A 17,895-nucleotide genomic window follows, 5' to 3' on the forward strand; every position below is an offset into this window, starting at 1 on the left:
ACCGGCAACCCCCCGACTGCGCGAGATGCGCTGGTGGGACATCGACCCGGTCCTGGAGCTGGAGAAGGACCTGTTCCCCGAGGACGCCTGGTCACGGGGCATGTTCTGGTCCGAACTGGCCCACGCCCGGGGCTCCGAGGCCACCCGGCGCTACCTCGTGGCGGAGTCCGGCGGCCGCATCGTCGGCTATGCGGGTCTCGTCGCCTCCGGCGACCAGGCCGACATCCAGACCATCGCCGTCGCCCGCGCCCACCAGGGCACCGGCCTCGGCGCCCGCCTGCTGGTCGAGCTGCTGCGCGCGGCGACCGCGTTCGAGTGCCACGAGGTGATGCTCGAATGCCGGGTCGACAACGTCCGGGCGCAGAAGCTCTACGAGCGTTTCGGCTTCGTCCCCATCGGCTTCCGGCGCGGCTACTACCAGCCCGGCAACGTGGACGCCCTGGTGATGCGCCTGGCCACCGGACCGGACAGCGGCTCCGCGGCACCCGACAGCGGCTCCCCGGCACCCGACAGCGGCTCCGCCGCGGGGGCTTCCCCAGTACAAGGAACCGACAACAATGACTGACGAACCCCTCGTCCTCGGCATCGAGACCTCCTGCGACGAGACCGGCGTCGGCATCGTCCGCGGCACCACCCTGCTGGCGGACGCCGTCGCCTCCAGCGTCGACGAGCACGCCCGCTTCGGCGGTGTCGTACCCGAGGTGGCGTCCCGGGCGCACCTGGAGGCGATGGTCCCCACCATCGACCGCGCGCTGAAGGAGGCGGGGGTCACCGCCAAGGACCTCGACGGCATCGCGGTCACCGCGGGCCCCGGCCTCGCGGGTGCCCTGCTCGTCGGCGTCTCCGCGGCCAAGGCGTACGCCTACGCCCTCGGCAAGCCCCTGTACGGCGTCAACCACCTCGCCTCGCACATCTGCGTGGACCAGCTGGAGCACGGCCCGCTGCCCGAGCCGACGATGGCCCTGCTGGTGTCCGGCGGCCACTCCTCGCTGCTCCTGTCCGAGGACATCACCTCCGACGTCCGCCCCATGGGCGCGACCATCGACGACGCGGCCGGCGAGGCCTTCGACAAGATCGCCCGCGTGCTGAACCTGGGCTTCCCCGGCGGCCCGGTCATCGACCGGTACGCGAGGGAGGGCGACCCGGAGGCGATCGCCTTCCCGCGCGGTCTGACCGGCCCGCGCGACCCGGCCTACGACTTCTCCTTCTCCGGCCTGAAGACCGCCGTGGCCCGCTGGATCGAGGCCAGGCGCGCGGCCGGCGAGGAGGTCCCGGTCCGTGACGTGGCCGCCTCCTTCCAGGAGGCCGTGGTCGACGTGCTGACCCGCAAGGCCGTCCGCGCCTGCAAGGACGAGGGCGTGGACCACCTCATGATCGGCGGCGGTGTGGCGGCCAACTCCCGGCTGCGCGTCCTCGCCCAGGAGCGCTGCGAGGCGGCCGGCATCCGCCTGCGTGTGCCGCGCCCCAAGCTGTGCACGGACAACGGCGCGATGGTGGCCGCGCTGGGCGCCGAGATGGTCGCCCGCAACCGGGCCGCGTCCAGCTGGGACCTGTCGGCCGACTCCTCCCTGCCGGTGACCGACCCGCACGTCCCGGGCCACGACCATGTGCACGAGGTCAGCAAGGAGAACCTGTACTCGTGACCGTCGCCCTGATGTGGGAGGCGCGGGCCGCCGAGGGCCGCGGCGGGGAACTGCTGGCCTGGGTGCGGGAGCAGCGGCTCGCTGCGGAGCCGCTGCGGCGCGAGACCTTCCGCGCGCCGCAGGACCGGGTCCTGGTCATCACCTGGTGGGACGCGCCGTACGCCGCCGAGGTGCCCGAACTGCCCGAGCCGGACGCGGAGTTGGTGACCCGGGCCGTGCACCGGTGGCGGTTCGAGGCGGTGACGGACGGCTGACGGCCGCGGTCCGCTCGGCCGGAGTTGAGGAATCCGCTCCGACCGCGCTATGATCATCACACAGCGAACGGCCGGAACACCGGCCCGGACGCAGTGCGTTGGTGGTCCAAGGAAAGACGCCCCGCTTCCTGCGGGGAAATGCAGGTGCAAGGCCTGCCCGGCGCTCCACCGAACACCCCGCCCCCGGTTTTCCGGAGGCGGGGTGTTCGCGTTGGTGCCCCGTCGTCACAGCACCGCGCCGCAGCGCAGCCGTCGTTCGGCCCCGGCCACCCGTACCGGTCCCGTCAGCCGCAGCCGTGCCCGATGCCGGACCTCGCCGCTCGACGGGCCCGGCCGCCCGGGTCGACGGCTACCGCGCGGCCCTGGAGACGGCCGGGCTGTCCGTCGATCCCTCGCTCGTCGTGACCGGCGACTTCCACCATGACGCCGGCTACCGCCTGGGCCCGGAGCGGCGGCGACCCGGTGCCTGCCGTGACGCGGGGGTGAGCGGCGGCACCGGCCGGCGGATGAGAACGGGATGAGAACCTCCCCGGAAAACCCGTTCGCGCGGCTTCCGCTAACAATCCCCTAATAATTCGGACTTACGTTCCTGCCGTGACGCGACGCGAGGAGCAGGACGACGTGAGCGGACGGGTGGGCCGGCGGCCGGGAGCGCTGAGGATCGTCGGCCTGACTCTGGCGGGCACCCTGGCACTGGGCGCGGCGGCGGCCGGCTGGGTGTACTGGCATCTGGACAGCAACATCCGAAGCGTCGACATCAACAGCGCGCTCGGCGACGACCGGCCCGCCCGGGCGGTGATCCCCCCGGCCGCGACCGCCTCGGCCGACGCCTCCCCGCTGCCCACCGGCTCCCTGAACATCCTGGTGCTCGGTTCGGACTCGCGCGGCGGCACCGCCAACAAGGAACTGGGCGGCGGCGACAGCTCCGGAGCCCGGTCCGACACCGCGATGGTCGTGCACATCGACGCGGGCCGGACGAGGGCCACCGTGGTCAGCATCCCGCGCGACACGCTCGTCACCCGCCCGTCCTGCCCGCTCGCCTCCGGCGGCACCACGGCGGTGGCGTACGGCGCCATGTTCAACAGCGCCTACTCGGTGGGCGGCCCGGTGTGCGCGGTGAAGACCGCCGAGTCGCTCACCGGCGTCCGCATGGACCACTACCTGGAGATCGACTTCTCCGGCTTCGCCAAGCTGGTCGACGCGCTCGGCGGGGTCGACGTCACCACCGGCCAGGACATCGACGACGACCGGAGCCACCTGCACCTGGAGGCCGGCGCCCACCATCTCGACGGCAAGCAGGCCCTGGCCCTCGCCCGCACCCGGCACGGTATAGGCGACGGCAGCGACCTGGGCCGCATAGGGCTTCAGCAGACGCTGGTCAAGGCCCTGCTGGAGCAGATCGCCGGCGCCCGCCTGCTCACCGACCCGGCCAGGCTGTACCAGGTCGCCGACGCCGTCACCGCCGGTCTCACCACCGACACCGGCCTGGATTCCCTGGGCGAGCTGACGGGCCTCGGCCGGAGCCTCGGAGGCCTGACCGCCGACCGGGTGAGGACGGTGACCATGCCGGTCGTCACGGCACCCTCCGATCCCAACCGGGTGATCCCCGAGGAGCCCGCGGCGGACCGGCTCTGGACGTCCCTGCGCTGAGCGCCACAGCCGGCGGGCGTCCGGAGCGGAGGGGCCGCAGGAGGAGGGCGGAAAAAAGACGGGAGATTTTCGCGCGAGCGTGTCGATCCGGGTGCCTCCCGTTCGACGCATGGGTGAGCGGCGGGGAACGGCCCCGCCGCCCGGCCGAAGGAGCCACCATGCCCCGCTACCTGTCGCTCATCCGCATCGACGAGTCCGCCGCCCCCGCCGAGGGCCCCAGCGAGGAGCTGATGCGGCGGATGGGCGAGCTGATCGAGGAGGTCACCAAGGCGGGCGTCATGCTCGACACCGCCGGGCTCACCCCGTCCGCCCAGGGCACCCGGGTGCACTGGGAGGGCGGGAAGATCTCCGTCACCGACGGGCCGTTCACCGAGTCCAAGGAGGTCATCGGGGGCTACGCGCTCATGCAGTGCAAGGACAAGGCCGAGGCCCTGGAGTGGACCAAGCGGTTCCTCCAGGTCCACGAGGAGTTCTGGACGGTCACCTGCGAGGTCCGGGAGATCGCGGAGGGCTGATCCTTGGCCCCGGCCCGCCGGGGGTGTTGCATGGTGGGCTGTGACAGCACAGCCCACCGCGGCACACGCCATCGAGACCGTCTTCCGGCTGGAGTCCCCGCGGATCGTCGCCGGTGTGGCCCGCATCGTGCGGGACATCGGCATCGCCGAGGAACTCGCCCAGGACGCCCTCGTCGCCGCCCTGGAGCGGTGGCCCCGGGACGGGGTCCCCGACAATCCCGGCGCCTGGCTGACGGCCACCGCCCGGCACCGGGCCGTCGACCTGGTCCGGCGCCGCGAGACCTACGCCCGCAAACTCGCAGAGATCGGCCGGGACCTGGAGACCACGGCACCGCCCGAGGAGCCGGCCGACCCGGACGACATCGACGACGACCTGCTCCGGCTGGTCTTCACCACCTGCCACCCGGTGCTGTCCCCGGGGGCCCGCACCGCGCTCACGCTGCGCCTGGTCGGCGGCCTGACCACGACCGAGATCGCCCGCGCCCACCTGGTCCCCGAGCCGACGATCGCCCAGCGCATCGTCCGCGCCAAACGCACCCTCGCCACGAAGAACATCGCCTTCGAGGTGCCGTACGGGCCCGACCGGGAGGCCCGCCTCGGCTCCGTCCTGGACGTCATCTACCTGATCTTCAACGAGGGGTACGCGGCCACCGCCGGCGACGACTGGCTGTGCCCCGGCCTGTGCGAGGACGCGCTGCGGCTGGCCCGCGTCCTGTCCGGGCTGATGCCCGGGGAACCCGAGGTGCACGGCCTGACCGCGCTGCTGGAGTTCCAGGCGTCCCGCACCGCCGCCCGCACGGGCCCGGACGGCGAGCCGGTGCTGCTGAAGGACCAGAACCGCCGCCGCTGGAACCGCATGCTCATCGCGCGCGGGGTCCGTGCCCTCGGCCGCGCCGAGGCCACCGCGGCCGGCGCCCCGGGCCCGTACGCCCTCCAGGCCACCATCGCCGCCTGCCACGCGCACGCGTACACGTACGAGGAGACCGACTGGCGCGCCATCGCCACCCTGTACGGCCTGCTGGCCGCCCGAGCGCCCTCCCCGGTGGTCGAGCTGAACCGCGCGGTGGCCGTGTCGATGGCCGACGGCCCGGCCGCGGGCCTGGAGCTGGTGGACACCTTGGCCGCCACCCCCGCGCTGCGCGACTACCACCTGCTGCCCAGCGTCCGCGGCGACCTCCTGGACCGGCTCGGCCGCACCGCCGAGGCCCGCGAGGAGTTCGTCCGCGCGGCGGGACTGGCCCGCAACGGCAAGGAGCGTGACCTGCTGCTGCGCCGGGCGCGGGAGCACGGCTGAGGGTCAGGGCAGCCGGCGCAGCCATTGCTCCGTCCGCCACAGCCGTACGGTCATGTCCATGCTGGCGGTGGCGAGGAGGTCGGTGTGTCGCTGGACCCGTCCGGTGTGGTCGAGGGTGACGGGCTCGTTCGTCGCCGGGTCGAAGACGAGGGCCGAGAACCGGCCGCTCTCGCGGGCGAGGGGAGCCTCGGGGGAGACGCCGGTGGCGGCCGCGTCCCAGACGCTCAGCTCGCTGCCCGTGCAGGCCGCGAACAGGTCGCCCCGGGGGGAGAAGGCCACTGCCGGTGTCGACGCGGTGTTCGGGGGGCTGCCGCGGAACGGCACCGTCATCCGGTCCTTCGCGTTCCACAGCTCCACGCCCGCGCTGTCACCGATGGCCAGGAGCGGGTGACGCGGGTGGAACGCGAGGCTGTACACGACGCTGTCCTTCCCGGCCCGGACCCGGCGGAGGGGGCGCCCGCCGTGCGGCCGCGGGTCCCGCCCGTAGTCCCACAGCCAGACCGTGCCGTCGTCCCCGCCGATGGCGATCCATGTCTCCCCGCCCGGGTGGAAGGCAACGGCGTTGAGTGTCTCGGACGCCGGGAACACCAGCGAACTCCCGTCCCGGGCGCCGTTGCCGACGGCCGCCGTCACCGCCGTCGCGGCGCCGGCCGTGAGCACCAGCCGGCGCCGCACCGTGCTCCTCGCCGCGGGCGACGGACCTCCCGCCGGGTACATCGGCCGGCCGGCGAGCGTCTCCTGGAGCCGGACATGGCGGAACTGGTGGACGCCCCCCGACTGCCGGAGCAGTTCGCGGCGCCGGGCGTCCGCGAGGAAACCGGTGAGCCGGAGCGGAAGCCGGCCCCGGGCCGCGAGGAAGAGCCGGGTGAGCACGTAACGGGGCCAGGCCCGGGTGAGCAGGAGCAGCAGGCCGAACACGGTGCCGGGGAGCGCCACGGTCAGTCCGACCAGTACGGCACGGTTGTCGTTGAAGGGAGCGACCACGGCCTGCCACCGGTCGCCGGCGAGGAGCGCCAGGTTCCCGCTCCCGGGCCAGCCCGCCCAGTCGTTGACCGCGCGCCCGAGCCACGCGCCCGAGAACATCCCGGCATACCAGCCGAGCAGCCCCGTGGCCGCCACCACGCACCCGGCGACGGCCGCCCCGGTCAGTGCCGACCGCCGGTCCTGGGCCAGGGAGCCGCGGGGGCTCACCCGTGCCGCGTGGTGCGGCGGTGCGTTGAGCCAGTCGTGCGCGGCCAGTGCCAGACCCACGACGACCGCCAGGCAGAGGGTGACCGAGCACATCGTGCAGTAGCTCTCGACGGCGTCGAAGGACCACGCGCCGTCGCCCTCGCCCAGCGCGGTGCCGCCGGCGAGGACGAGGAGCACGGGAGCCGCCGCGAAGGCGGTGAGTTTGGCGCCCGTGCCGAAACCGCGCCGCAGCCGGCCGAGCGACCCCTCGACGGTGAACGACAGCCGGCCCGGGGTGTTCCCGGGCACGCAGTACCAGACGATCACGGACAGCAGCGCGAAACCGCCCCCGACGAACCCGCCGATCAACGGGAGTTCGCTCGTCGCGTCCCTGCCGAGGGCACCGGTGACCACGATCCAGCCCAGGGCCCCGAGCCCGAGCACCAGCCCGGCCACGATGCCGAGCGCGGGCGGGAACCACGGGGACAGCAGCCGCTCGCTCATCCGCCACCAGGCGAGGTCCCGCTCCCGGTGGTCGTGCAGATAGCGGGCGAGGAACGTCAGCCAGGTCCGCGCCTGTGCGGCGGTCCAGCGACTGTCCGGCGGGCCGCTGCCCGGCGGGCCGGGGGCGGGGGCGTACGCGGCGTCGATCAGCAGGTCGGTGAGGTGCTGTTCGACGGCGAACCGGCAGTCGAAGCGCGCGCCGTCCAGGAGTTCGGCCGGGTCCAGCGGGAGGCGTTGGTAGACGAGCCGGGCCGAGGTCACCATCAGGGGCGTGGACAGGGCGTCGGCCACCGGGCTGTCGCGTGCGGAGCGCAGATGCGCGTAGACGGGGGACCAGTCGGTCCCCGGGGGCCAGTCGACGTCCCGCAGGTAGGCGGTCACGTCGTCGGGGGAGACGGGGGACACCTCGACGACCGGGGCGTCGCGCAGGGCCGGGGCCCCGCCGCGGATCAGATCCTCGTATTCGGCCGCCCGGCAGGTGACCACGATCGGGCGGTCCGCGCCGATCGCGGCGTTGATGCCGCGGACGGCACTGCGCCGGGCCGACTCCGGGATCTCGTCCAGCCCGTCCAGGACGGGCAGCAGCAGACCGTGGGCGAGCAGGGTGCGGGGGATCTCCGGCCGGCTGCTGTAGTGGGGGAGGGCCAGTGTGGCGACGATCCAGTCGTCGAGCGGCTCGCGGACCGGGTCCCAGGACGAGGCGGGCAGCAGGACCGGGACGGGGCCGCCGGGCTCGCGCGCGGCGAGCAGACCGAGGGTGAGCAGGATCGCCAGCACGCTCTTGCCGGAGCCGGGTTCGCCGATGGCGACGAGCCGGCGGTTGGGCAAGCGGGCGTAGCCGTCGGCGAGTTGTCCGATCACCTCGTCGAAGCGGCCGTGGAGCCTGCCGTCGAGCCGGACGCGCAGCACCCGGCTGTCCGCGCCGCGCGGCAGCTGGGCGACGTCCCGGCCGGTGGCCCGCCAGGCCAGCGGCAGCACCCGGGGGTCGCGCAGTCCACGGGCGGAGGCCTCGTCGAGCCACTGTTCGCGGACGACGACGGCCAGGTCGTCGGCGAGCGTGCCCGGTTCCGGCGGGGCCTGCTCCTGGCGGAAGAAGTCGACCAGGGCGAGGAGGAGACCGAGCACACCGGCGAACAGGCTGCCCACCGTGGCGATCTGGTTCGCGGTGTCCTCGTCCCGGGCGATCAGCATCCACCCGGCGAGCCCCGCACACGCGACCGCGGTGGCCAGGAGCAGGGCGTCGCGGACGAGTCGCCGCCGGGACCGTCGCCTCGTACTCCACGTCACGGCAGCATCGTGCGGTGCCGTCGGCGGCGGCGTCCGGCCAAGTGCGCGGGCGTCACCCCAACGGATGGCCGATCAGCATCGTCGGTGCCGGGCGTCATCCCGACGGACGGCGGATCAGCATCGTCGGTGCCGGGCGTCATCCCGACGGACGGCGGATCAGCATCGTCGGTGCCGGGCGTCATCCCGACGGACGGCGGATCAGCATCGTCGGTGCCGGGCGTCATCCCGACGGATGGCCGATCAGCATCGTCGGTGCCGGGCGTCATCCCGACGGATGGCCGATCAGCATCGTCGGTGCCCCCGCCACCCGGGTCAGGAAGACCGTGGCCGCGTTCGGGCCCTGCGGTTTGACCTTGCGGCGCAGTTCCTCCGGCTCGACCGCCGAGCCGCGCTTTTTCACGGTCAGCGTGCCGACCTCGCGCTCCCGCAGCAGGGCCTTCAGCTTCTTGAGGTTGAAGGGGAGCCGGTCGGTGATCTCGTAGCCGGTGGCGTACGGAGTGGGCCGCGGCTCGTCGGCGGTGACGTACGCGATGGTCGCGTCGAGGAGACCGCCGCCGACCTCCTCGGCCACCTCCGCCACCAGGTGCGCGCGGATCACGGCGCCGTCCGGCTCGTACAGGTACCGTCCCACCGGGCGCACTCGGGGGTCGGGCAGCCCGCGGCCGAGCAGTGTGCGCGGACCCGGCAGCAGGGTGGCCCGCACGGCGCCGGGCGTGCCGGTGCCGAACCACAGCACCGCCTCCTTCACGTCCCCGCCGTCGGAGATCCACTCGGCCTCGGCGCCGTCCGGGACCACCTCGTGCGGGATGCCCGGGGCGATCTTCAGGGCGGCGCGGGGCGCCCCGGCGGCCGTCTCGACCGCCCAGGACAGCGGCGGCGAGTACGCCTCCGGGTCGAAGACCCTCCCCCGGCCGCCGCGCCGGGCCGGGTCCACGAACACCGCGTCGTACCCGGCGGTGTCCACCTCCGTGACGTCGGCCTCCCGCACCTCGATCAGCCCGGCCAGTCCCAGCGCCTCGGCGTTCGCCCGGGCCACCGCCGCCGTCAGCGGGTCCCGGTCCACGGCCAGCACCCGGATCCCGGCCCGCGCCAGCGCGACGGCGTCCCCGCCGATGCCGCAGCACAGGTCGGCGACGGAGGTCACGCCCAGCTCGGCCAGCCGCCGGGCCCGGTACGTCGCCACGGTGGTCCGCGTCGACTGCTCGACCCCGTTCGGGGTGAAGAACATGCGCCCGGCGTCCTCGGCCCCGAACTTCGCCACCGCCCGCTGCCGCAGCCGGGCCTGGCCGAGCGCGGCCGACACCAGCTCGGCCGGGTGGTCACGGCGCAGCCGGGTGGCCACGGCCAGCTCCTGCGCGGGCGCGGTGTCGCGCACCTCGTCGAGGAGGGCGCGGCCTTCGGGGGTGAGGAGCAGAGCGAGGTCGTTCACCGGGTCATTGTGGGCCAGTCGGTGGATGGTGCGCCTCCGGCGGCGGTGTCGGCCCGGGTCGAGGGCCGGGGCCTGGGAGGATCCGGCACCATGCGAGCAGTAGTACAAAATGACAAAAGTCGGACGCGCTTCCGGCGGCTGGCCCTGGGCGGCGGAGCCGCCGCGCTCGCCACCGCCGCCCTGCTCTCCGGCTGCGCCGGCCCGGACTCGGTGCGTTCGGCGCCCGTCAGGCGCGACCCCGCGCAGGCCCCGGGACCCGAGGCCCGCCAGGCCGCCGAACACGCCCGGCTGGCCGCCGCCGCCCGGCGCTGGGGACTGGACCGGACTCCGCTGGCGCCCCCGCCGCCACCGGCGAAGAAGCCGAGGATCACCGCCCGCGACGGATTCGAGGTGGACCACCAGGAGGACTGGGACCTGCCCCCGGTCTTCACCACCGTGCCCACCGACCAGAAGGTCGTGTTCCTGACCATCGACGACGGCGCCGAGAAGGACCCGCGGTTCCTCGCCATGATGCGGGAGCTGAACGTCCCTTACACCGCCTTCCTCAGCAACTACCTGGTGAAGGACGACTACGGGTATTTCCGCAGGATGCGCGCCTACGGCAACACGCTCAACAACCACACCCTGCACCACCCCTACCTGCCGGGCCTGTCCTACGAGGAGCAGCGGGACGAGATCTGCGGCATGCAGGAGGTCATGAGGAAGCAGTTCGGCAAGGCACCCACGGTCTTCCGCCCGCCCTACGGCAACTACAACCAGGACACCCTCGTCGCCGCCAAGTCCTGCGGCATCAAGTACGCGCCGATCTGGAACGAGGAGGTCTTCGTCGACCACTGGGAGTACCGCGAGGACGACCAGCGGATGCGCCGGGGCGACATCGTCCTCACCCACTTCCGCGGCCGGGACGACTGGAACGGCACGATGGTGGACGACATGCGCCGTTTCCTGAACAAGGTCACGCGCGAGGGCTACGCCGTGGCCCGCCTGGAGGACTACCTGTGAGGCGCGGTGGCCTGCCTGGAGGGCTACCTGTGAGGCGTGGTGGCCTGCCTGGAGGGCTAGCTGTGAGGCGCGTGCGGGGCCCGGCCGCGGTCCTCGCCGCGGCCCTGCTCCTCACGGGCTGCGCCCAGTCCGTCGACCCCATCGAACGCCTCGGCAAGAAGGCCGCCGAAGGGGTACGCCCGCACCGCTCGGCCGCCGGCCGCGGCTACCGGCACTGGGGCCTGGTCCGGCCGCTCGCCCGCTCCCCGGTGCACCCGGACCGGCCGCTCGCCGAGCACCCGGGGGCGCACACGCCGCCCCCGGTGGTCGACCACGTCCCCACCCGCGACCCGGTCGTCTTCCTGACCTATGACGACGGCGCGGAGCGGGATCCCCGCTTCGTCGACATGGTCCGCGAACTCCGGCTCCCCGTCACCCTGTTCCTCACCGACAGCGTCGCCGCCCCCGGCTACGGCCACTTCGCCCGCCTGCGCGCCCTCGGCGCCGGCATCCAGAACCACACCGTCGACCACCGCGCCCCGGCCGGACTGCCGTACGCCGAGCAGCGCGCCGAGATCTGCGGCCAGCAGGACCGGCTCCGCACCCGCCTCGGCGTCCGCCCCCGGCTCTTCCGCCCGCCCTACGGCTCCTACGACCCCACCACCCTGCGTGCCGCGGCCGACTGCGGGATCACCGCGCTCGTCCTGTGGCGCGCCGCTCTCACCCCGGCCGGCCTCGCCTGCCCCCACGGCCCCCGCCGGCTCCGCCCCGGCGACATCGTCCTGGTGGGCCCCGGCGAGTCGAAGGACCTCTCCCTGCGGGAGCGCACGGCACGGGTGCTGAGAGCGGCACAGCAGGAGGGCCTGACGGCGGGCCGCCTCGAGGACTACCTGTAGAGAACCGGCCCGACCGAAGAAGGCCTAGTCCGACCGAGGAGCCCCCGATTCGAGGAGATCCGGCCCGACCGCAAAAGGACCAGCCCGTCCGGCGTTTGAGGACGAGGGCCGCCAGGCCCGACAGCGGGGGTCCGGGGGCGGCAGCCCCCGAGGACAGCGGGCCCGGAACCGGGCGCCCAGGACGCCCCGCGCGCACCGTTCCCGGCCGACGCGCCGCACGGCAATTGGCACTCCGCTTGACCGAGTGCTAACCCCGGTCATAGTCTCGGCTCTGGCACTCCGCAGGTGAGAGTGCCAACAAACGCGACGGGCAGGTCCGGCACCCGCGACGACGGATCGACCTGGTCGCCACCTCAGACAGTTAACCCCGTGAGATCTCCGAAGGGGGAGGTCGGATCGTGACGACCGCCAGCTCCAAGGTTGCCATCAAGCCGCTCGAGGACCGCATCGTGGTCCAGCCGCTGGACGCCGAGCAGACCACGGCCTCTGGCCTGGTCATTCCGGACACCGCGAAGGAGAAGCCCCAGGAGGGCGCCGTCCTCGCCGTGGGCCCGGGCCGGTTCGAGAACGGCGAGCGCCTGCCGCTCGACGTCAAGGTCGGCGACGTCGTCCTGTACAGCAAGTACGGCGGCACCGAGGTGAAGTACAACGGTGACGAGTACCTCGTCCTCTCGGCTCGCGACGTCCTCGCGATCATCGAGAAGTAATCACCTCAAGCGACTCTCTGCTTGAAGCCGCGCCCCTGGCCCCCCGCAATCGACAAGAAGCCGGGCGCCCGGGGCGCGGCGTTTTTCACCCACAGATTTCCGAGAGGGCTCCCGCTGCCATGGCGAAGATCCTGAAGTTCGACGAGGACGCCCGTCGCGCCCTTGAGCGCGGCGTCAACAAGCTTGCCGACACCGTCAAGGTGACGATCGGCCCCAAGGGCCGCAACGTCGTCATCGACAAGAAGTTCGGTGCGCCCACCATCACCAACGACGGTGTCACGATCGCCCGCGAGGTCGAGATCGAGGACCCGTACGAGAACCTCGGTGCGCAGCTGGTGAAGGAGGTGGCGACCAAGACCAACGACATCGCGGGTGACGGCACCACCACCGCCACGGTCCTCGCCCAGGCGCTCGTCCGCGAGGGCCTGAAGAACGTCGCCGCGGGCGCCTCCCCGGCCGCCCTGAAGAAGGGCATCGACGCCGCCGTCAAGGCCGTCTCCGAGGACCTGCTCGCCACGGCCCGCCCGATCGACGAGAAGTCCGACATCGCCGCCGTCGCCGCGCTGTCCGCCCAGGACCAGCAGGTCGGCGAGCTGATCGCCGAGGCGATGGACAAGGTCGGCAAGGACGGTGTCATCACCGTCGAGGAGTCCAACACCTTCGGTCTGGAGCTGGACTTCACCGAGGGCATGGCCTTCGACAAGGGCTACCTGTCGCCGTACTTCGTGACGGACCAGGAGCGCATGGAGGCCGTCCTGGAGGACCCCTACATCCTCATCAACCAGGGCAAGATCTCCGCCATCGCCGACCTGCTGCCGCTGCTGGAGAAGGTCATCCAGGCCGGCTCCTCCAAGCCGCTGCTGATCATCGCCGAGGACCTCGAGGGCGAGGCCCTGTCGACCCTGGTCGTCAACAAGATCCGCGGCACCTTCAACGCCGTCGCGGTGAAGGCCCCCGGCTTCGGTGACCGCCGCAAGGCGATGCTCCAGGACATGGCCGTCCTCACCGGCGCCACCGTCATCTCCGAGGAGGTCGGCCTCAAGCTCGACCAGGTCGGCGTCGACGTGCTCGGCTCCGCCCGCCGCGTCACCGTCACCAAGGACGACACCACGATCGTCGAGGGTGGCGGCAAGCAGGAGGACCTGACAGGCCGCGTCGCCCAGATCAAGGCCGAGATCGAGAACACCGACTCCGACTGGGACCGCGAGAAGCTCCAGGAGCGCCTCGCGAAGCTGGCCGGCGGCGTGTGCGTGATCAAGGTCGGCGCCGCCACCGAGGTGGAGCTGAAGGAGAAGAAGCACCGTCTGGAGGACGCCATCTCCGCGACCCGCGCCGCGGTCGAGGAGGGCATCGTCTCCGGTGGTGGCTCCGCCCTGGTCCACGCCTCCAAGGTGCTGGAGGGCAACCTCGACAAGACCGGCGACGAGGCCACCGGTGTCGCCGTGGTCCGCAACGCCGTGGTCGAGCCGCTGCGCTGGATCGGCGAGAACGCCGGCCAGGAGGGCTACGTCATCGTGTCCAAGGTCAAGGACCTGGACAAGGGCCAGGGCTACAACGCCGCCACCGGCGAGTACGGCGACCTGGTCAAGGCCGGCGTCATCGACCCGGTCAAGGTGACCCGCTCCGCCCTGGAGAACGCCGCCTCCATCGCCTCCCTGCTGCTCACGACCGAGACCCTGGTCGTCGAGAAGAAGGAAGAGGAGCCGGAGGCCGCCGGCCACGGCCACGGCCACGGCCACGCCCACTGAGGCGAACCGCCCGTGAGTGAAGGCCCGGTACCCCGCCGAGGGGGCCGGGCCTTCGCCCTGTCCGCCCGCCCGGCCTACTGCTCCAACTCGTCGAGGGCACCCAGCTGCTGCATCAGGCCCAGTTGGTCGTGCTGCCACCACAGCTCGGCGATCTTGCCGTCGGCGCCGAACCGGAACACCGTCATCCCGGTCATGGTCACCTGCCTGCCGGTGGACGGGATCCCCAGGAAGTCGCCCCGGTGCGTGGCCCGCCAGGTCCACCGCGCGCAGGCCCGGTCGCCCTGGGTGAACGCGTCCTCGACCGTGAACGCGAAGTCGAAGGCGCCGCGCCACATCCGGAACTCGGCGCGGACGTTGTCCAGTCCGATGGTGTCCTGCGGGTTCATCGGGTCACGGCTGTGGATGTCCTCGTCGAGCAGGTCGTTCAGCGGAGGCAGCTCGCCCGGGGCGCAGAGCGCCTCGAAGAACCTGCGCACGACGTGCTCGGACAGGCGCTCGTCCCGTACGACGTCCAGATCGGTGAACGTCGGCATCTCGTCGCACAGCGCGACCAGCCCCCGGAAGATCCGGTCGGTCTCCGGGAGGTTCGAGTTCCGCATCGCGTCCTCGTACGAGGGGAACTCCACCACTTCGACGACGTGTGACGCGTCCGAACGGTCCGTGCCGACCACCGCGTGCGTCGCCGTCCGCGTCCCCTTGGTCTGCTGGACCCAGTCGTCCATGAGCCGGTTCATCTCGTCCAGCCGGCTCGTCCTGCACTCGATGAGTTGTACGAAGGTCATGACGCCGCCTCCGGCCCCCCTGGTCCGGTAACCGTCCCGCCCATTTTCCCACCGGGACGGCAGCGTCACCCGCCCGCTACTGCGGCCCGTACTTGCGCCCCGTGCGGGAGCTGATCCCGCCCAGCAGCCCGCGCGGCGTCACCTTCACCAGACCCATCAGCGCCTTGTACCGCGGATCCGGGATGGACAGCGACTTGCCGCGGGCGAGGTCGGCCAGGGCCGCCGCGACCAGCTTGTCGGCGTCCAGCCACATCCAGCCGGGGATGTTGTCCGTGCCCATGCCGGCCCGCTCGTGGAACTCGGTGCGCACGAACCCCGGGCACAGTGCCATCAGCCGGACCCCGCTGCCGGCCAGGTCCCTCGCCGCGCCCTGGGTGAACTGCACGACCCAGGCCTTGGACGCGCCGTACGTGCCGCGCGGGAGGAAGGCGGCCACCGAGGCGACGTTCACCACCCCGCCCCGGCCCCGCTCGCGCATCGCCTCGGTGGCCGCCGACGTCAGCCGGAGCACCGCCTCGCAGTGCACCTTCAGCATCCTCAGCTCGTCCGCCGTCGACACGTCCAGATAGCGGCCCTTGTTGCCGAAGCCGGCGTTGTTGACCAGCAGGTCGACCGGCTTCCTCCGGTCGCCGAGCCGGTCGGCGACCGCCTCGATCCCCTTGTCCTGCGCCAGGTCGGCGGTGAGCACCTCCACCTCGATGCCGTGCCGGTCGTGCAGTTCCGTCGCCTGTTCCCGCAGCCGTTTGGTGTCCCGCGCCACCAGGACGAGGTCATGGCCGTCAGCCGCCAGGCGCCGCGCGAACGCGGCACCGATCCCCGCGGTCGATCCCGTAATCAGAGCCGTTGTCATGGCCCAAGGGTAGTGACCGGGACCGACAGCCTCCGCTGCCCGTGCGCGCCGTGCCCCGCCCCGTTCCGACGGCGGCTCAGCCCCCGTGCTCCGCCACGTGGTTCCGGGCCTTCGCCAGCGCCTCCGGGTGCAGCGCGTCGCCCGCGGCGAGCAGCCGGGGCAGGAGTTCCCGCTCGGTGGTCACCGCGCGGAACTGGAGTGCCGCCGTCACCCCGTGGTCCGGCCGGTGCACGATCTCGACCGGGTCCCCGGCCTGGATCTCGCCCGGCTCGATCACCCGGAGGTAGGCACCCGTTGCGCCCTTCTGTGTGAACCTGCGGACCCAGCCGCGTTCGCCCAGATGGCCCTGGAACGTGTTGCACGGGATACGGCCCGAGGTCACCTCCAGCACCACCCCGGAACCGATCCGCCAGCGCTCGCCGATCAGCGCCCCGGACACGTCCAGGCCGTCCGTCGTCAGATTCTCCCCGAAGCAACCGTTGGCCAACGGTCGGCCGAGTTCGCGCTCCCACTCGTCGAGGTCCTCGCGGGCGAACGCGTACACCGCCTGATGGTCCCCGCCGTGGTGGCGGGTGTCGCACACCGCGTCCCCGGACAGCCCGCTCGCGCCGATCCCCTTGGGGCCGGGCGCCGCCACCCGGACGGGGCCCTCGGCCGGGCGCTTGTCGATGCCGGTCAGGCCGTCCGGCTGGTTCGTGTAGGGCACCGGCACGGGCCGGCCCAGGTTGACGGAGAGAAGCTTCATTCCTGCACGTTATGCGATCAGTGCCCAAAGCGCCGACCCGGTATCGGGCACCTCACCCCAAGGCTGCCTTATGCTCGACGGGTGATCGAGGCCCGTCATCTCCGCGTCCTGCGTGCCGTCGCCACCACCGGTTCCTTCTCGGCGGCGGGGCGCGAGCTGGGCTGCACCCAGCCCGCCGTCAGCCAGCAGATGAAGGCCCTGGAGGCCTCGGTCGGCACCCCGCTGCTGGTGCGCAACGGGCGCGAGATGCGCCTCACCCAGGCCGGCGAGGCCCTCGTGCGGCACGCCTCCGGCATCCTCGCCGGGCTCACCGCGGCCGAGGAGGAGGTCGCCGCCATCGCCGGCCTGCGCGCGGGCCGGGTCCGGCTGGTCTCCTTCCCCAGCGGCAGCTCCACCCTGGTCCCGACGGCCCTGGCCGCCCTGCGCGCCGCCCACCCCGGCACCCGCGTCTCCCTGGAGGAGGCCGAGCCCCCGAGGTCCGTCGGACTGCTGCGCGAAGGCGACTGCGACCTGGCCCTCGCCTTCCGCTACGAGGGGGCGGCGGTCGCCGAGGACTGGGACGACCTCGTCGTACGTCCCCTGCTGACGGACCGTCTGGTCGCCCTCGTGCCGGAGCGGCACCGGCTCGCGCGCGCGCAGACCGTCGCCATCGGCGAGCTGGCCCACGAGCCCTGGATCGCGGGCTGCCCGCGCTGCCGGGGCCAGCTGATCGAGGTGTGCGAGGCGGCCGGCTTCACCCCGCGCATCGACTTCGCCACCGACGACTACCCGGCCGTGGTCGGCCTGGTCGGCGCGGGCCTGGGCGTGGCCGTACTGCCCCAGCTGGCCGTGGAGTCGGTCCGCCCGCGGGGCGCGCGCACGGTCCGGCTGGAGCCGGCGGTACGCCGCGAGATCGTCGCCCTCACCCTGCCCGACCTGGCACAGGTGCCGGCCGTGTCGGCGACGCTGGAGCAACTGGCCCGGGCGGCCGGGCGCGTATAGGGGGTACGACGGCAGGGCCGTGCGGGCACGGCGGCAGAGTCGTGGGCACGCGGGGCGCGTGCCCAGGAGGATGGATTGAGCGCACCCGGTGGGCTGTGGGTGCAGAAACGTTCCTTCAGTGATTGGAGGCGCTGTCCCCGCCGGTGGTCGAGGCCGCCACCAGGCGGTTGCGCGCGCGTCCCATCAACTCCTCACGCTCGTCCTCGGTCAGGCCGCCCCAGACGCCGTACGGCTCGCGGACCGCCAGCGCGTGCGCCGCGCACTCCGCACGGACCGGGCACCTCATGCAGACCTCCTTGGCCGAGTTCTCGCGAGCGCTCCGAGCCGCCCCGCGCTCGCCCTCCGGGTGGAAGAAGAGCGAGCTGTCCACCCCGCGGCAGGCAGCCAGCAGCTGCCAGTCCCACAGGTCCGCGTTCGGTCCGGGAAGGCGGGAGAAATCTGCCATTACGTGACCCCTTG

18 protein-coding genes and 1 pseudogene are annotated in these 17,895 nt (G+C 72.9%); 12 read left to right on the plus strand and 7 right to left on the minus strand.

Annotation, left to right across the window (positions count from 1 at the left end):
• The first annotated feature begins 25 nt into the window (after positions 1-25).
• From rimI to JK361_RS13835, 7 genes and pseudogenes are all read left to right on the plus strand, one after another.
• The gene (rimI, locus tag JK361_RS13805; RefSeq protein WP_201817598.1) at positions 26-565 is read left to right on the plus strand and encodes a ribosomal protein S18-alanine N-acetyltransferase; all 540 of its coding nucleotides are present in this window, start codon (positions 26-28) and stop codon (positions 563-565) included.
• Complete coding sequence (gene tsaD / locus JK361_RS13810) at positions 558-1,643, plus strand: tRNA (adenosine(37)-N6)-threonylcarbamoyltransferase complex transferase subunit TsaD (RefSeq protein ID WP_201816873.1); 1,086 nt, start codon at positions 558-560, stop codon at positions 1,641-1,643. The genes rimI and tsaD overlap by 8 nt, the downstream gene beginning before the upstream one ends.
• Positions 1,640-1,897 carry a hypothetical protein gene (locus JK361_RS13815; protein ID WP_201816874.1) on the plus strand — a complete coding sequence of 86 codons (258 nt, stop codon included), beginning with the start codon at positions 1,640-1,642 and terminating at the stop codon, positions 1,895-1,897. The genes tsaD and JK361_RS13815 overlap by 4 nt, the downstream gene beginning before the upstream one ends.
• A gap of 332 nt (positions 1,898-2,229) precedes the next feature.
• Positions 2,230-2,358, plus strand: a pseudogene (locus JK361_RS13820) (LacI family transcriptional regulator); the annotation flags it as partial.
• A gap of 133 nt (positions 2,359-2,491) precedes the next feature.
• On the plus strand, positions 2,492-3,547 hold the full coding sequence (locus tag JK361_RS13825) for an LCP family protein (RefSeq protein ID WP_201816875.1): 1,056 nt from the start codon (positions 2,492-2,494) through the stop codon (positions 3,545-3,547).
• 158 nt (positions 3,548-3,705) lie between these two features.
• Positions 3,706-4,062, plus strand: a complete 357-nt coding sequence (locus JK361_RS13830; protein WP_201816877.1) for a YciI family protein — start codon at positions 3,706-3,708, stop codon at positions 4,060-4,062.
• A 40-nt stretch (positions 4,063-4,102) separates the two neighbouring features.
• On the plus strand, positions 4,103-5,356 hold the full coding sequence (locus JK361_RS13835) for an RNA polymerase sigma factor (protein ID WP_201816879.1): 1,254 nt from the start codon (positions 4,103-4,105) through the stop codon (positions 5,354-5,356).
• 3 nt (positions 5,357-5,359) lie between these two features.
• Here the strand turns inward: JK361_RS13835 and JK361_RS13840 are convergent, their stop codons facing one another.
• From JK361_RS13840 to JK361_RS13850, 3 genes are read right to left on the minus strand one after another with little or no spacing between them, the layout of a single operon-like run.
• Positions 5,360-8,317: a WD40 repeat domain-containing protein gene (locus JK361_RS13840; protein WP_201816882.1), complete on the minus strand. Its 2,958-nt coding sequence runs from the start codon at positions 8,315-8,317 to the stop codon at positions 5,360-5,362.
• Positions 8,314-8,583, minus strand: coding sequence for a hypothetical protein (locus JK361_RS13845; protein ID WP_201816885.1), 270 nt, complete (start codon positions 8,581-8,583; stop codon positions 8,314-8,316). Before JK361_RS13845 ends, JK361_RS13840 begins: the two co-directional genes overlap by 4 nt.
• Positions 8,580-9,746 carry a class I SAM-dependent methyltransferase gene (locus JK361_RS13850; RefSeq protein WP_201816889.1) on the minus strand — a complete coding sequence of 389 codons (1,167 nt, stop codon included), beginning with the start codon at positions 9,744-9,746 and terminating at the stop codon, positions 8,580-8,582. Before JK361_RS13850 ends, JK361_RS13845 begins: the two co-directional genes overlap by 4 nt.
• Positions 9,747-9,836: 90 nt before the next feature.
• Here JK361_RS13850 and JK361_RS13855 point away from each other — a divergent pair, with 90 nt between their 5' ends.
• The 4 genes from JK361_RS13855 to groL all read left to right on the plus strand — a co-directional run bounded on the left by JK361_RS13855 (position 9,837) and on the right by groL (position 14,078).
• Positions 9,837-10,748, plus strand: a complete 912-nt coding sequence (locus tag JK361_RS13855) for a polysaccharide deacetylase family protein (protein WP_201816891.1) — start codon at positions 9,837-9,839, stop codon at positions 10,746-10,748.
• Between the two features lie 62 nt (positions 10,749-10,810).
• Positions 10,811-11,623: a polysaccharide deacetylase family protein gene (locus JK361_RS13860; RefSeq protein WP_201816893.1), complete on the plus strand. Its 813-nt coding sequence runs from the start codon at positions 10,811-10,813 to the stop codon at positions 11,621-11,623.
• Between the two features lie 398 nt (positions 11,624-12,021).
• The gene (groES, locus tag JK361_RS13865; RefSeq protein WP_004955293.1) at positions 12,022-12,330 is read left to right on the plus strand and encodes a co-chaperone GroES; all 309 of its coding nucleotides are present in this window, start codon (positions 12,022-12,024) and stop codon (positions 12,328-12,330) included.
• Between the two features lie 119 nt (positions 12,331-12,449).
• Positions 12,450-14,078, plus strand: a complete 1,629-nt coding sequence (gene groL, locus JK361_RS13870; protein WP_201816895.1) for a chaperonin GroEL — start codon at positions 12,450-12,452, stop codon at positions 14,076-14,078.
• Between the two features lie 74 nt (positions 14,079-14,152).
• On the opposite strand, the gene JK361_RS13875 is transcribed toward groL, so the two are convergent.
• From JK361_RS13875 to JK361_RS13885, 3 genes are all read right to left on the minus strand, one after another.
• On the minus strand, positions 14,153-14,860 hold the full coding sequence (locus JK361_RS13875; RefSeq protein WP_201816896.1) for an ester cyclase: 708 nt from the start codon (positions 14,858-14,860) through the stop codon (positions 14,153-14,155).
• A 76-nt stretch (positions 14,861-14,936) separates the two neighbouring features.
• Complete coding sequence (locus tag JK361_RS13880) at positions 14,937-15,710, minus strand: SDR family NAD(P)-dependent oxidoreductase (protein ID WP_201816898.1); 774 nt, start codon at positions 15,708-15,710, stop codon at positions 14,937-14,939.
• A gap of 76 nt (positions 15,711-15,786) precedes the next feature.
• Positions 15,787-16,455, minus strand: a complete 669-nt coding sequence (locus tag JK361_RS13885; protein WP_201816900.1) for an MOSC domain-containing protein — start codon at positions 16,453-16,455, stop codon at positions 15,787-15,789.
• A gap of 81 nt (positions 16,456-16,536) precedes the next feature.
• Between JK361_RS13885 and JK361_RS13890 the strand changes: the two genes are divergently transcribed.
• A complete protein-coding gene (locus JK361_RS13890; RefSeq protein WP_201816903.1) occupies positions 16,537-17,436 on the plus strand; it encodes a LysR family transcriptional regulator in 900 nt (299 codons plus the stop codon).
• A gap of 115 nt (positions 17,437-17,551) precedes the next feature.
• Here the strand turns inward: JK361_RS13890 and JK361_RS13895 are convergent, their stop codons facing one another.
• Positions 17,552-17,881, minus strand: a complete 330-nt coding sequence (locus tag JK361_RS13895) for a WhiB family transcriptional regulator (protein ID WP_201816904.1) — start codon at positions 17,879-17,881, stop codon at positions 17,552-17,554.
• Positions 17,882-17,895: the final 14 nt, after the last annotated feature.

Source organism: Streptomyces musisoli, from assembly GCF_016741855.1.
GTDB lineage: Bacteria > Actinomycetota > Actinomycetes > Streptomycetales > Streptomycetaceae > Streptomyces > Streptomyces musisoli.